Here is a 14264-nt window from a genome sequence, read left to right as displayed (position 1 = left end):
TAGAATAACTGACAATAATGCCCGGGTTGAGAGAGTTGAACTGAACAACAAAAAACGAACAACTATTAATATGCTAACCGAAGTTGACGAAGCAGGCTGGAAAACCGCGTTAAACCTGGAGCAGCATTCTATTTTCTTTCAACCGGATTACCTGAACGCGGTTGCAGAAGCCTTTCGTGTTTCGGTCAAGTATTATATTTATACTAAAAAAGGTAAGGTTCTTGCAGCCCTCGCAGTATTTAAAAAAGGCCGAAATATTGTTATGCCTGAACAGTTTACTTATACACCTTTTTGGGTAGAGGAGGGGTTGAGCGAGGTAAAATGTAATGACATTTTAAAAGAAATTATTACCCACCTCAAAAGGCAGTACCGGAAAATAGCACTTAAATTAGATGTAGATATTAAAGATATCCGTCCATTTTTATGGCAAGGGTTTGTAGCCGATATACGATATACCTATATCAAAAAAACGGATGAACCGGTACATCCAAGCATATATAAGAATTTGAATAAGGCAACACATTATACCTTAGAAACTCATTTCCCCGACGATAAATCGATTGATATTAATGTTGCTTTTTTATCCGAACTGTTTTTTTTCAAAATTAAAGCTGTTAGCTTTATTAAGCTGATGCAGCTTCTTACAATAAAAGGTTATTTGCAAGCCTTTAATGTTTTTTATGAAGAAAAGCATATCTGTTCAAGCTTGGTGTTGCTGGATAAGAAAAAAAATAAATCATATACACTATTGTCGAATAAAATAAATAGGGAGCATGCTTATGCGCACACACTATTATATCAGGGAAGGATAGACTGGATGTGCAATAACGATTTTACCTATATGGATCTTTGTGGTGCAGACATGGAAGGAATATCCCGGTTTAAAGCATTTTTTAATCCAAAGTTGGAGAATCATTTTTATGTATCATATTCTCCTGCTAATCCTTTGCTTAGGATATTGCTAAGGGTTATCAGAAAATTTTAATCTGCAACAAACCAGCGCTGATACCATAATGAGAAAGCGAGTAATGCCCATACTTTTTTGATTATGTGATAATCCGGTTTATTTTGAGAACTTCTCAATATCCTGTCTATAACCTTTGAATCCAGTAAATTGGTACGTTTTAGATATGAAATATTGTCAGATACAAAGTCCCTAAGGAGTGTAGTTAGCCATATTTGCAGTGGAATAGAAAATCCCATTTTAGGTCTGCTAAGTAGCTCTTGAGGAATGTATTGATGGGTAATTTGTTTCAGTAATCCTTTAGGGGAAAGTTGAGGACATTTTAATTTCGCATCTAACTGCATCAGAAACTGAACAAGTTGAGGTGAAAGTAGGGGATCCCGGTTTTCAATGCCGAAATGCATCATTGCCCGGTCGGTTTTCATTAATAAATCATCTGGCAAGTAATAAGATAAATCATAATAAAGTAACTGATTGAGGCCTTGGTGAGTGGATTTTAATAATGAACGTTTCGCATGAACATTGGTAAGTCGGAAAGCTTCATTAGGAGGGAAATAATGTGTTATGGCATCATATAAATCTAAAGCGTTCTTCTGGTTCAGAAGATAGAGTTTCCTGTTATTAAACTGGGGAACCTGTGGAATAAATGATGTAAGTTTGGCTGCATTTAGCGCTTTGAAATAACCGGTATATCCGCCAAAAAGTTCATCGCCACCTTCTGAAGATAATACTACCTTTGCATAAGGTTTAACTAACTGTGCAGCAAGAATTACCGATACAGCCCCACTATCGCCCATAGGCTCATCAAAGTATTCTCCTATATTGTGTATAATGTCTGTTGCATCTTTTTGTGTGAAATAGATTTCATGGTGCTCCGTACCTAAATAATTTGCTATTACTTTCGCATAATGCGCTTCATTAAATTTATCTTCTTCAAACCCAACGGTAAACGTTTTAATTACTTTATCAGAGATGTTTCTGGCAATAGCGGCAACAGTTGTGCTATCATAGCCTCCGCTTAATAGCACACCGATGGGAACGTCGGCAACCAATCTTTGGCCAATAGATTGCTTTAATAATTGGTGTGTACGGTTAATAACTTCTTTTTCAGGAAGCTGATTTGTAATAGATTGTCCGCAAAACTGCCAGTATTTATTTGCCTTTAGTTCTCTGTTTCTGATTTTAAAAACCAACTTTTCGCCCGGAAGTATTTTCCTTACATGCTTTAGTATGCTGCTATTCCCTGGAAAATAAGCATACTGAAAATATAAGTTTAATGAAGGTATGTCAAGTTGCTTTCTAAAGTGTCTGTTTATTAGAAAGGTTCTTAACTCAGACCCCCATACCAGTGTGTTACCGGTATAAGTGTAAAATAGCGGTTTAACACCGATAGGATCACGTACTAAATGGACTTCAGCTTTAGGCTTATCATAAAAAGCAAACGAAAAAATTCCTTCAATTTTGGTCAGGTAATTATCGGGCCAGTTGAGAATGGCTTGTAATAACACCTCAGTATCTGAATTTGAACGAAACTGTATGCCGAGTTGTATAAGCTCAACCTGTAGTTGCCGGTAATTATAGATCATCCCGTTAAAAACCAGTACATAATTACCACATGGACTGCAAAATGGCTGATGTCCTCTTTCTGATAAGTCAATAACAGATAGTCTCCGGTTACCGAAACCTATTGAAAAACTATCTGTTTGCTCAAATATATAGCCTGAATCATCCGGTCCGCGATGCCTGATGCTATCCGTAATAAGTCTTAAGTCATTTAGGTCGTATATATTCTCAAAATCAACAAATCCGGTAATTCCACACATTAGCGCATCAAATAAATTTTACCAAACCCCTTTTTATAAAACGCATCGCCTGCGGTAAACCTGTGCTTTAATTCTGAATTATCTGAATTTTCAGTAATAACGTGATAAAAGTAAACACCATTAGCCAATCTGTCTCCATATTGATCCGTTCCATCCCAGGTAAACTCAGATATGTTATTGCCGATATGTACAGGGCCTAGTTCATCTTTAAAAATTTCACGAACTATTTTACCGCTTATAGTCATAATCTGAATTTTTATTTTATCAGGGACCTTCTCACCGGTTAATGTAAATACAAACTTCATTTTTGTAGTAAACGGATTAGGATATGGATAGAAGTTTGTGATGGAGGACTCATTGATTACCTCAAAATCAGTGAGATAATCATTTACATTATTAGTATTTCCTGATGAATCTTTTCCCTGTATTTTTAATGTATAAATACCATCTTCGAGCTTATCTGGCTGATAAATTACCGAAGCTTTATTGTTCGAGGTTGATTCGGCTGCTACAAACATTAGTTTATTATCAGAATAATTAATCCGTTTAAAACTAACATCATCCTGTCTTTTCAGATATACATTAATTACACTAGTATCGTTTAACAAGATATATTGGTTCTCATCGGTCAAGTTTATATTGATACTTGGCCTTGGAGATATAATTTCTCCATTAATAATATGCTTCCCATCAAATAGAACATCAACTAACGGCGTCTTTTTATCGGTTTCAACAGTAAACGTTTGAGTTAATATGTTATTGAATACATAAGAGTCTTGATTATTTTTAGGAACAAATTCAAATTTTAAACTATTGATTCCTTGCAATCCACGGGTTGATAGTGTAAGCATTGAAGTTAAACTTTCGTCTATTTTAAGCGGGCCATATGTGCCTAAATAGCTACGGGAGACACTTCGATCGCTTTTAGTAAGTGTATAATAAGCTTGAATAGAATCTGTAATATACTTTGAAATGTTCTGATAGCTGAGTTCCCATTTAATAGAGTCCCCCTCTTGCACTGTTTTTGAATAAAAATTATTTTTAATAAGTGGATTTATTGTTCCTTCCGGATATTCGTCATATAGAAATTTCCAAGACTTTAGTTGGGCTGGTGTTCTATTTATATTATCTGTAACATCCGCCTTTATTCTTAAATAAGGATAAATATTTGCGTCGATGTTACTCAGGTCTACTGAATCAGCAGGTAGAGATGATATTAGTGTACTTTCTGTTCCGGTTCTGTTAATTCCCATTAATGACAATGATATTTGATCGGCGTCGTCCTTCTCAAATTCATAATAAGCTTTTGTCCATTTTTGTGAAGGGCCGGCTTTTTCTGAGACATAACCTCCACTATCGAATGGATATGGATATTCATATCGGTCTTTTATAAGTTGGCCTCGTGCCGGGACTATAGATGAATAATCTGCTGTCCTTTCCATTGCCGATCCCGGTGCACTTCCTTTCTGCCCCCAGAACATATAAGGCTCACCAGGGCCAACAGTGCTAAATAATGAGCATCCTAATTGAGATAATGCTGTTTTAGCTGCGTCTGGCAAGTCTTTTAATGATATATTCCTCCCATTGTACCCTACAACAAAATATCCATTGGGAATGTTATTGATGTAACGTATTAAGCTATCAACTTCAACGCTATTGTTTATATTAAAGATAAATTCACCGGAAGGTGTCTTGTAACCATCTACATTGTATGGGGAAGGATATGAATAGGTATCAAAATTTTCTGGAATAAACGTTGTTAATGATAAGCCGGTAAATTCGTATCCCTGAAATCCAACTCGTCCTCCTGAATTTACCCGTATGGTCCGTTCATCTGCGGTTGACGCATCGTCACCACGAGTCTGTACAGAAATACTAAACGAAGTATTATCGAACTTAAATTTCTTTGTTATATTATCCTGATGAATAAATTTATAATCGACATTGTCAAATTGTTGTATATGCGATTGATTCCAACCATCAGGACTATGCGTTATATAAGTAAATGATCCCTCTTGCCAACTCTGCTCCGATTGGCCTGAATTATTAAGTTTTGCTCTCCAATAGTAAACTTTATTATTTTCGGGGGTAAATGATGGTTTCCATGTTGCAATAAAGCCCTGATTAATAACTCCTGAGCTTTTCTTCCAACTGCTATTAAAATTCTTTACTGTATCTATTTCAAACAAATATTCTGCATTTTGAGATAAAAGATTATTGGAACCACATTGTAGCTCTATATCTGGGGTGCCGACGATGCTATATAATTTAGGATACAAAATATTAACCCCGTTGGAAGGCATTAGAAAATCGAAAGACGCTGTATTGTTAGCTTCTGAAAGTTCATCGAAGTGATTATTCGCATCAAGAGTAACACTAAACTTATTATTTCCTCCGGTTTTAACATCGTTGGATTTTATCCAATAAAATAATGTATCTGTATTGTATACTGGCTTGAAATTCTTAATAGTGTACGTTACTATACTATTATCAGGTAAAGTGCGTTTAACAGACACGGATAATGAATCATTTAACGCTTTGCCCAGATTTTTGGCTATAATAGCAACTGCAAATGAATCGCTTACTGCTGTAGCGTTTTCAGGATATATGAACAGATCTTTGTTCTCAATATAATAATCTGGTTTGGCAGGACTATAAAATTTCAAAGCCGGGTCTCCCTGCCACAGATATTCCCTGCAATGTGCCTGATTTAATTGATCTCCAGATCGTTGATATGCTTTTATAGCATCTTTAATGTTTTCTGCTATTGGCTTACCATAACCAATATTGAAGGCATTGTTATAAAAAATCATGGTAAAAGAAGCAAGATAACTGGCAACTCCTTCGTCTGTAGTAGCGAGCCATCCAATAGCACCCTTTTGGGGCAGCAGAAGAAATTTTTCACCAATAGATGTTTCCACAAATGCATTTCCAGCACTGCATCCATTAATCTGATAAACCATAAGCTTATTTTGATTACGAAGTTCTTCCGGTTCTCCCAGATTTACTTCAGTTGCCTGTGTGCTACCATGTCCCAGAAAGGATAGGAAGGCTACACCGTTATTAATTGCTCCTGCTATTTTTGTTTGAAGATTATCTGAAATAGGTTCATTAACAAATTTGTGAAAGTTTATGGTATTTGATCCGAAATAAGGCCCTTTGGAAATATTTTCAAAGTTTTTTTGATAACCAGACCATTGCAGATTTTCTGATAATTGGCCACCACCACTTACATGAATAATATTTTTACGCCATAATGAGTCCGGCTGTTGTTCATACATTTTTAGCTTTTGCAGATACACTTCAACATCATTAACCGTTCTTGCCGATACACGCCCGGTTGGGATAGCAGGTTCCCATGTAGTTCCATTTAAACCGCTGGTAAACATATTATCCGATGGCGGGTTGCCAATTGTAGGCACCAGATCGTTAGCTAATCCCGTTGGTGATCGCAAATAACTATGAGAGTATCCCTTTCCGAGAAGTAAGAGATATTGTGGTTTTGTGCCGGCTTTATCTAATAAAAATTTAGCAAAATTGCGAATAGCGAGTGCATGATGTACACCATAATAAAATTGATCATATAACTGATCTGTTGTTATTAATAAGGTTTTGTATCCGGTTTGATCTCTATAATCTGCATATTCCTGGGCTTTTGATAATAAAGATTGGTTTGTTATTATTATAAAATTTTTATCAGAGGTTGAGGGATTTAAATTTGTAAAATTAACAGGTATAAGTGTAGTGGTTCTGTATTGTAGACTATCATATAGAAAAATGTCTTTTTCCGTACCAGCTCCTGGAATGACGCTTTCTATTGTGTTAGATATATTATTCACATAAATTCGCTTGGCATTGGTCAAATCCAGTAAAACAGGATTGGCAAGACTCGAATTATTAAAACGGACAAATGAATTCTCGCCTGTATTTAATCCTTTTAAAGTAAATTTCAGGTTAGTAACACCTTGCAAATTATATTGTCTTGGATAACTAACCTTTATGTATCCAGGTGCCAGGTAATCTGTCTCCGCCCCTAAATCATCAATGGATGAAAGTCGAAAGTAAGTCGTTGTTCCAATATCCGATAAGTCTAACTGAAACTTATTCTTTGCCACTTGATATGCTTTAAATAATGTATCTTTCCTGGTTTTAAATACAGAACCATTATTGCTAACCTCAATACGGAAATGATGATTCATGCCTTGGCTATTTGACGTTCCGGCGTTTGACCTGCCCGCCACATAAGTTTCGGCTTGAATTGATTGAACTGTTCCTGTATATAGTCCTGGAGTAGATAACGTTTTAATTTGAGAGGTGCCTTTAGAGATTAATGCGCCCAAAAAACCTTCACCTTCCGTATATTCTGACAAACTTAAGGCTGCTAAAATATAATTCCCCGGATAATAGCCCCCATCGGTAAAATAGGTATAAGCCTGGTACATAAAATATGGCTCGGGAGACAGGCCTACGTTACTTAAGCGAACATTCTGATAACGTTTACCCTGAGTAGTAGCGGACCAGGTTAAAAAATAGGCCGAAGTATCTGTATATAAACTATAATAATCGTGTGGTTGATCATTAGGATTACTATACAAAGGTTTATCTAAGCCACCGTCATTTTTTTTACCGTAAAATTCAATAAAATCCTGATTGTTAAATTGATTATCATCTTCTCCTGAAACATATAAAGCTATTTCCTTCCCGCGATAAAACATTTGTATGTTTTTTGGATTTATGGACGATATAGAAACCCCCGCTTGCTGTAACTGAGACTGATTAATACGGTAAATGCCATCTTCAGCTACTTTAATTTTAAAGTAGGTTTGAGTAAAGTTTATCCAATCGTTACCGTACGGAGTTTGAGCGTTTGTTGGCAGGATTGCAAATAAGCAAATAAAGACCAATAAATATTTCATTCTACATCAAATATAAAAGTTTCTGTTTGTTGTATATTAAATAATTTTATCAATATTGTTCTAAATGAATAAAGATTATGTATTAGTGTTGCCAAGTTGGTACCCAAGCAGGGTTCATCGTTTTAATGGTGATTTCAATGAACGTTTGGTTAATGCTACATCAAAGTATATTAAACAAATAGTATTGTATGTGATAAAGGATGCTACTATTAAGGAAACACAAATTGAGGTTGAGGAAGATGATAAAATAATTACCTATATAATTTATTATCCTGCTAAAGGAAACTCGATAATTAGTAAGTTTTTTTTATTCTGTAGATATGCTTATATCAGCATAAAATATACTAACATAATAATCCGAAAATTTGGATTACCTAAGCTTATTCATTGTTATGTGATATTTCCCGCAGGTATAATGGCAAAGTTCGTTAAATGGCGATATAAAATTCCAATCATTCTTACCGAACATTGGTCTGCCTATTATCCTGAAGCTAAAGATAGCTTTATGCGATCTTCCATTCTAAAAAGGCTGCTTATCAGAAATTTATTGAAATCCGTTAATCATATTATACCAGTAGCTCATAAATTAGGATATTTTATAAAACAATGGGCTCCCGGCATTCCACAAACAGTGATCCCGAATGTAGTAGATACATCTTCGTTTAACTATAGTTACGAAAATAGAGGGAAGACATTTAAATTTTTGCATATATCATCTATGTACTATGCTAAGAATGTCGAAGGGTTGTTGCGGGTATTTGAGAATATCGCAATAGAACGAGATAATGTTGAATTGAGTTTAATTGGGTATATGCCTGATCATATTAGGCATATCATTAATGGGTCAAGAGTACTACAATCAGTTATAGACTATAAAGGGGAAATTGCATATAACCAGGTTTCTCATTACATGAAAGAACATGATTGCTTGGTTATGTTTAGCAGGTATGAGAGCCTACCTTGTGTAATATTAGAAGCATTGTGTTGCGGTCTGCCTGTAATTGCTACAGATGTAGGTGGTATAAGAGAGGTGATAAGCCAATATAATGGCATTTTAATTAAATCTGAGTGTGAGACCGCATTAAACGAAGCAATAGGTGCGATGATTGATAACATTGATACCTACAATAGGGAAGAAATATCAAAGGAAGCTATAAAAAAATTTAATTATAATAATGTTACTCGATCTATTTGTGAAATATATAAAAAGGTTATTAAGTTAAGCTGTTAATGATTATTCCCATTCTGTTTTTCAACCTTCTTATAAATAGAATAGTTGTTTTAGGCAAAATCGAAATGCCGATTCTCAGCCAAAGAGACATATTTATAGGAGTATGATAAAGACCTTGTAATAAATTTTTAATAGCAAGATTTTTATTGAAATTTTGATTGAGATATATGCTTCCCAGCAGTAAATAATAATTACTAAGTTTCTTTTTTTTACTTACTGAGGTAATTTTCTTAAGCTCATAGAACTGTTTTTGAGATAAATTACCAGTTCTAATCACTTTATCATATATCTCTCTTAATAATTTTATAGTATATGTAGTGTTGTTCGATACTGATTCAGGGTTGAGTCTATAATATATTAATGGTTCTTTTATGTTATGTAGTTCACCTATTTGGGCAAATTGATTCCATAATATTTTATCTTCAAAATAATGCACAATATCTTCTCTATATCCACCGACTTGGCTCCAAGCGGCTTTTTTAAACATAACAGAACTATGGAAAAATGGATTTTGAGGCAATTCTCTTTGTATTGCGAACCATGAAACAGCACTACTGGAAGTATAGAGATAGTTACCATCAACATCTATATACATAGCATTTGAACCCACCGCTAAAGCCTTAGAAGTTTTATTAAGGAAGTCTATTTGTACTTTTAATCTATGAGGCATTGAGATATCGTCAGCATCCATGCGAGCTATATATTTACCTTTAGCTATACTGATGCCATTGTTTAAGGCTTTTGAAATGCCTTGATTACTTTGATTGATTATTTTAATCCGTTTATCCTGCTCTTGATAGCTCTGAATAATATTTAAACTATCGTCAGTAGAGCCATCGTTTATAATAATAAACTCAAAGTCTGGATAAGATTGGTTTAGTATACTCTCAATGGACTCCTTTAAATACTTTTCTGCATTATAGACGGGCATTATTATGCTAACAAAAGTCATTTGCTATCATTTTTTATCAAATTCCAAAACCTAAGTAATAATGTACGCATTGCCTTTGATGTAACATATAAGGAACTTGTATATAATAAACTATAACCACATATACCTATAATTACTTGTATGATAAAAAGAAAATATTTATTGTCAATTTTGATAAAGGTATGAGATAGAAAATAATTCATAAATATCATGCATGTAAAACATAAAATGATATAACCTGTAATTGAAGTCCAATAATTACGTACACTTTCTTTAAACCCACTTTTATAAAGTAAGCAAGGTTTCCATATAACAACAATTGCAATCAAACTGATTGTTGTACCCATTAATATACCTGTTATGCCAAATTTAGAGCCTAAAGCAATTGAAAATATAATGTTTAAGCCGGCTTCTGTCCATGGAGCCCAGGTATCCTTGAATATACCATACCCGGTAAGGAAATTATCTACAGTTTGCCTTGTAATTATAATAAATGAATTTATTAATAATAAAACGAGTATATATTTATTTAATATAAATTGAGGGCCTATCCACAAGTTTATAAATAAAGGAAGAAATTGATATAAACAAAATATTATTATTCCTGCGGCCCAATATCTTAATACCAATAATTCTTGAAAGACACCTTTTATTTTGCTATAATTATTGGAAGCTATCAGATGTCCAATACCCGCAAGATTACTGCTCAGAATCTGGTTAGATAAGATAATTAGTTTCTGAATCACAAGAAGATAATTGGAGTAATATGTAACCATTTTTAAAGATAAAAAGGCAAAAATGAGAAGTTGGTCTGTTTGAGTTAATACAAAGCTTGCTAAATGATGAGAAAATATCTGTTTGACATTTGATAAAATTTTATCGTATTTATGGATAATGATTTTTCTGGTTATAAGTTGTGGCTTTAGCCAATTATATTCCTTTGATACTCTGTGATTTATTAAGAGTGCTTGAATTAATGTAAATATAACTTCTATGATAAGATAGAAATAGAAGTTTCCCTTTGAATATATAACAACTAAGATCTGAACCATAATTTTACATATAGTAGTGCTATTTAAGTAAACTGTTACTAAATAGTTTTTCTGGTCAGCTATGAGTAATAGCTGTTTATAATTGATAAAATAACTAATAGTGGAACCCAATAAGTAAGAAAAGAACGTAGCATAAATGGCTGTTTCCGAAATTTGTGATTTTTTAAATATATGAGGGAGAAATAGGCTAAGAATAATTCCCAGGGTAGTGATTAATATACCTATTCTTTTATAAAGATATCCTAATATTGAAACTATATATTCTATCTGTTGCTTATCATTATTATACAGAGGGGTGTATAAGGAATAAGCAATAGCTGTTCCCATACCTAATTCAGCAAGGTTTAAAAGTGAAAGTAGGTTTCCTACAGTTGTGCCCAGCCCTAAATATTCCGCTCCTAAATAGTTTAAAAATATTTTTCTGGAATATATACTAATTAAGGTTGTTAACGTATAAAATATTAGATTAACCTTTGAATTTAACAGGGTATTTTTAACTCTTGACATGTCAATAAGTCAAAATATATATCATATTTTGATCCAATGCTTGGGTAATAAATCTCGAATACTATAGTTTACAGTGTCATTAAACCACTTTTTAGGAGCAATTACTATTTTCTTTTCAAATGAGCCCAAATAAGCTCCCCACCAACTAAAGGTGCTATTAGCTATGATATAATGTTTACAAGCACTCATTAATCTCAGGTCAGTAATGGCATTATTATTTGTTATGAACTGATGCGGATGCCTGATTTTTAAATTTCTTTGAGCCCATTCTATGTCATCGGAAAAAATATAAAATATTGGATTAGGTATTTGTTGTGTAATAATAGTTATTGCATCCGTATAGTATTCCAGAGAACAAGTGGGGTGAAGCATGTGGTTTATATAATCGCCTCTACGTACATGTAATGCAATAGAGTTTTCTGTTTTGATTCTCTCTTCTAAATGTAGTTGCTCTTTACTTAATCTATTGACGAAGGTTAAATCTCGTCTAAGTGTATCTTCGATAGACCTGAAATATTTTTCACTTTGCCAATAACCATATAAATATGTATTATCTGGATAATATAAAACGGTGGGGTCGAAATGAAAAAATTGTTCATGCCTAACTTTGAGTTTAGAAAAGAGCATATCGTAAATATATGCTTTATATTTATTTGTATTGGACTTTCGTTTACTATATGGTAAGTCTTCTTGCCTGGCAATATTTAAAGTTATATTAAAATTATGTAATTCGAACTTCCGAGAATCTGTGTTATAATCTGATATATCAAGTAATAAAATAGTATTATTTTTTAATGATAAATGTCTGCCTAAAGCATATTGGAACAGTTGATTGCCCAATCCACCCATAACATTTGAAATAATCATAGTCAGATCTATAACTTTAGATATTATTAACTGGCATTGATTTAAATATATTATTCCAAATATATTATTTATTCAAACAAAAAAGCCCCAAAGAAAAATCTCCGGGGCTTTTGCTAAACAATTTAATAATCGTTAATTCTCTTCTGCTTGTCCAGCCGGACGGGGAGCGCCGCCGCCTTGCCGGTTCTGCATTCTGTTGCGCATTTCTTCCTGCATGGTCTCGTATTGCTTTTTCTGATCATCGGTTAAAACAGCTTTGATCTTGGTATTAGCGGTTTCGCGGATGCCTTTCATAGCGCTGCGATTTGCCTTCATGTCGGTCGAGGCTTTCATCAGACTGTCTACACGGGTAGCTTGTTCCAGGTTGATGGCCATTACTTTGGCTTTCTGATCATCAGAAAGGTTCAATTTACTTGCCAGCATGTCGGTGTTTCTTTTTGCCCGTTCTTCGGGAGAGGGCATTTTACGGTTTTGGGCGTTGCTTAAGGAAACTATTCCAAGCATAAAAGCGCAGATAATTGCTAATTTTTTCATCTCATTATTAAGTTTAATGTAGCTTAGAGATGGACAATGGCAAATAGTTTAATGCGACTTATAAATTTTATTTATTGCCTTGCAGTTGTGAAAGCGATTTCTGCATTTGTGCCATCATGCTGGTCAGGCTTTCCATGGTTGGTTCCGGACTTGGCTCAGGGAACGATGTCGAGATATAAGCCTTGGATTTCCATATTTCCAGTACATCTTCTGCCGGAATAGAGTAGGGCCCATATACTGTATTGTCCGAAACCAGTTTCAGGCTTTTGTTACCTTTTAGCTTGCTGCCGGCACGTTTGTATACAATACCTTCGGTTTTACTGATAATAACATACGTATCACCGATCTTTATATCATTCCAGTTCTCAAGATATTCGCCAATAATAATGGTGCCCGACTGCAACGGAAGCATGGAATCGCCTTTAATTTCAAATGCCCGGTAAGTCCCTTGTTTGAACATGGGCAGATGAAATTTAGGCAGCTCGCTGATATATTCCGGATCTGCGTAACCGTTTAAATACCCGGCACTGGCCTTAACCGGAACCAGCTCAATATTTTCGCGTTCATCCCGGTCTACTGTAACACTTAAAATGCGCAGGTTACTGCCATCATTTTTTGGTTTGGGTTTCCATTTATCCGTGATCTTTTCATTAACCAGTTCGTCCATGCTCAGGTCATAGAAGTCGGCGAATTTTTTTAGCAATTCATATCTTGGTTCGGCACGATCTTCTTCATAGGCGCCTACCAACGAACGCTTGATATCCATTTTATCGGCGAATTGCTGCTGGGTTAACCCTTGTTTTTTGCGCAGATATTTGAGGTTTTGCGAGATGTTGCTCATAATTTTAAAATTAATTTGCAATTGCTAATATTATTAGTAACTTTATGCTCATAAATTTAGCTTTAATAAAATACAAAACAAATATAGCTAATTAACTTAGTTATCCAAGAGCCGATAAGTTTATTATTATGAAGAAATATGTTTATATCGTTACAGACCGCAACAGAAATTCATTGCATGTAGGTACCAGCACAGATCTGATTAAAACGGTAAAGTTTTACCGGGATATGCCCAGTTTATTTTTCGATACAAGCAACCACGCTACCCGGTTGGTATATTTTGAAGAGTTGAATACGGAACAAGCCGCTTTAGATCGATTTCAATTGATCAGCACCTATACCCGCACTCAAAAGGAGAGGCTTATACGCCAGGTAAATCCTGATTGGATTGATTTAACTATCGGGCTGGATTTTGAGCATGTGGTTTACCGCAAATTAGAAACTATTCCTTCACATAAATTGATTAGAGATACGTTGATTGTAAGAAAAACAGCGTAGGAAATAGCTGTGGAGTTTATAATGTTAGATTTACGAATTACGATTTCTGTTTGCGCTCGTTTGCAAAACGAGCGCATCAATCTCCGGCGTTTGTAACGCCG

At 34.5% G+C, this 14264-nt stretch carries 10 protein-coding genes; 3 read left to right on the top strand and 7 right to left on the bottom strand.

The window, feature by feature from the left end:
- Positions 1–70: 70 nt before the first annotated feature.
- A complete protein-coding gene (locus tag FW774_RS09175; RefSeq protein ID WP_149347888.1) occupies positions 71–985 on the top strand; it encodes a hypothetical protein in 915 nt (304 codons plus the stop codon).
- Here the strand turns inward: FW774_RS09175 and asnB are convergent.
- Together asnB and FW774_RS09165 are read right to left on the bottom strand one after the other, a co-directional pair.
- A complete protein-coding gene (gene asnB / locus FW774_RS09170) occupies positions 982–2787 on the bottom strand; it encodes an asparagine synthase (glutamine-hydrolyzing) (protein WP_149347887.1) in 1806 nt (601 codons plus the stop codon). The genes FW774_RS09175 and asnB overlap by 4 nt on opposite strands.
- Entirely contained in the window at positions 2787–7703 is a 4917-nt protein-coding gene (locus tag FW774_RS09165; RefSeq protein WP_149347886.1) for a C25 family cysteine peptidase, read from the bottom strand. The genes asnB and FW774_RS09165 overlap by 1 nt, the downstream gene beginning before the upstream one ends.
- Positions 7704–7767: 64 nt before the next feature.
- Between FW774_RS09165 and FW774_RS09160 the strand changes: the two genes are divergently transcribed.
- Positions 7768–8934 carry a glycosyltransferase gene (locus FW774_RS09160; RefSeq protein ID WP_149347885.1) on the top strand — a complete coding sequence of 389 codons (1167 nt, stop codon included), beginning with the start codon at positions 7768–7770 and terminating at the stop codon, positions 8932–8934.
- On the opposite strand, the gene FW774_RS09155 is transcribed toward FW774_RS09160, so the two are convergent.
- The 5 genes from FW774_RS09155 to FW774_RS09135 form a co-directional block, all read right to left on the bottom strand.
- Positions 8918–9865 carry a glycosyltransferase family 2 protein gene (locus tag FW774_RS09155; RefSeq protein ID WP_187774863.1) on the bottom strand — a complete coding sequence of 316 codons (948 nt, stop codon included), beginning with the start codon at positions 9863–9865 and terminating at the stop codon, positions 8918–8920. The two genes, FW774_RS09160 and FW774_RS09155, sit on opposite strands and share 17 nt — an antisense overlap.
- Positions 9866–9882: 17 nt before the next feature.
- Complete coding sequence (locus tag FW774_RS09150) at positions 9883–11424, bottom strand: sugar transporter (protein WP_149347883.1); 1542 nt, start codon at positions 11422–11424, stop codon at positions 9883–9885.
- A 21-nt stretch (positions 11425–11445) separates the two neighbouring features.
- Complete coding sequence (locus FW774_RS09145) at positions 11446–12291, bottom strand: alpha-1,2-fucosyltransferase (RefSeq protein WP_149347882.1); 846 nt, start codon at positions 12289–12291, stop codon at positions 11446–11448.
- Positions 12292–12423: 132 nt separating this feature from the next.
- Positions 12424–12825: a DUF4890 domain-containing protein gene (locus tag FW774_RS09140; RefSeq protein WP_149347881.1), complete on the bottom strand. Its 402-nt coding sequence runs from the start codon at positions 12823–12825 to the stop codon at positions 12424–12426.
- A gap of 67 nt (positions 12826–12892) precedes the next feature.
- On the bottom strand, positions 12893–13666 hold the full coding sequence (locus tag FW774_RS09135) for an XRE family transcriptional regulator (protein ID WP_149347880.1): 774 nt from the start codon (positions 13664–13666) through the stop codon (positions 12893–12895).
- Between the two features lie 128 nt (positions 13667–13794).
- Between FW774_RS09135 and FW774_RS09130 the strand changes: the two genes are divergently transcribed.
- Positions 13795–14163 carry a GIY-YIG nuclease family protein gene (locus tag FW774_RS09130; protein ID WP_149347879.1) on the top strand — a complete coding sequence of 123 codons (369 nt, stop codon included), beginning with the start codon at positions 13795–13797 and terminating at the stop codon, positions 14161–14163.
- Positions 14164–14264 lie beyond the last annotated feature (101 nt).

Source organism: Pedobacter sp. BS3 (assembly GCF_008274585.1).
In the GTDB taxonomy this organism is placed as follows: domain Bacteria; phylum Bacteroidota; class Bacteroidia; order Sphingobacteriales; family Sphingobacteriaceae; genus Hufsiella_A.
The sequence above is the reverse complement of the archived record's forward strand: the minus strand, read 5'-3'. Positions and strand labels throughout refer to the sequence as shown.

What these genes read in the sequence shown, in the direction of transcription:
- FW774_RS09145 (WP_149347882.1), bottom strand. Translation starts at nt 12,291, where the DNA reads ATGATTATTTCAAATGTTATGGGTGGATTGGGCAATCAACTGTTCCAA.
- FW774_RS09175 (WP_149347888.1), top strand. Translation starts at nt 71, where the DNA reads ATGCTAACCGAAGTTGACGAAGCAGGCTGGAAAACCGCGTTAAACCTG.
- FW774_RS09135 (WP_149347880.1), bottom strand. Translation starts at nt 13,666, where the DNA reads ATGAGCAACATCTCGCAAAACCTCAAATATCTGCGCAAAAAACAAGGG.
- FW774_RS09160 (WP_149347885.1), top strand. Translation starts at nt 7,768, where the DNA reads ATGAATAAAGATTATGTATTAGTGTTGCCAAGTTGGTACCCAAGCAGG.
- FW774_RS09150 (WP_149347883.1), bottom strand. Translation starts at nt 11,424, where the DNA reads ATGTCAAGAGTTAAAAATACCCTGTTAAATTCAAAGGTTAATCTAATA.
- FW774_RS09140 (WP_149347881.1), bottom strand. Translation starts at nt 12,825, where the DNA reads ATGAAAAAATTAGCAATTATCTGCGCTTTTATGCTTGGAATAGTTTCC.
- asnB (WP_149347887.1), bottom strand. Translation starts at nt 2,787, where the DNA reads ATGTGTGGAATTACCGGATTTGTTGATTTTGAGAATATATACGACCTA.
- FW774_RS09130 (WP_149347879.1), top strand. Translation starts at nt 13,795, where the DNA reads ATGAAGAAATATGTTTATATCGTTACAGACCGCAACAGAAATTCATTG.
- FW774_RS09165 (WP_149347886.1), bottom strand. Translation starts at nt 7,703, where the DNA reads ATGAAATATTTATTGGTCTTTATTTGCTTATTTGCAATCCTGCCAACA.
- FW774_RS09155 (WP_187774863.1), bottom strand. Translation starts at nt 9,865, where the DNA reads ATGCCCGTCTATAATGCAGAAAAGTATTTAAAGGAGTCCATTGAGAGT.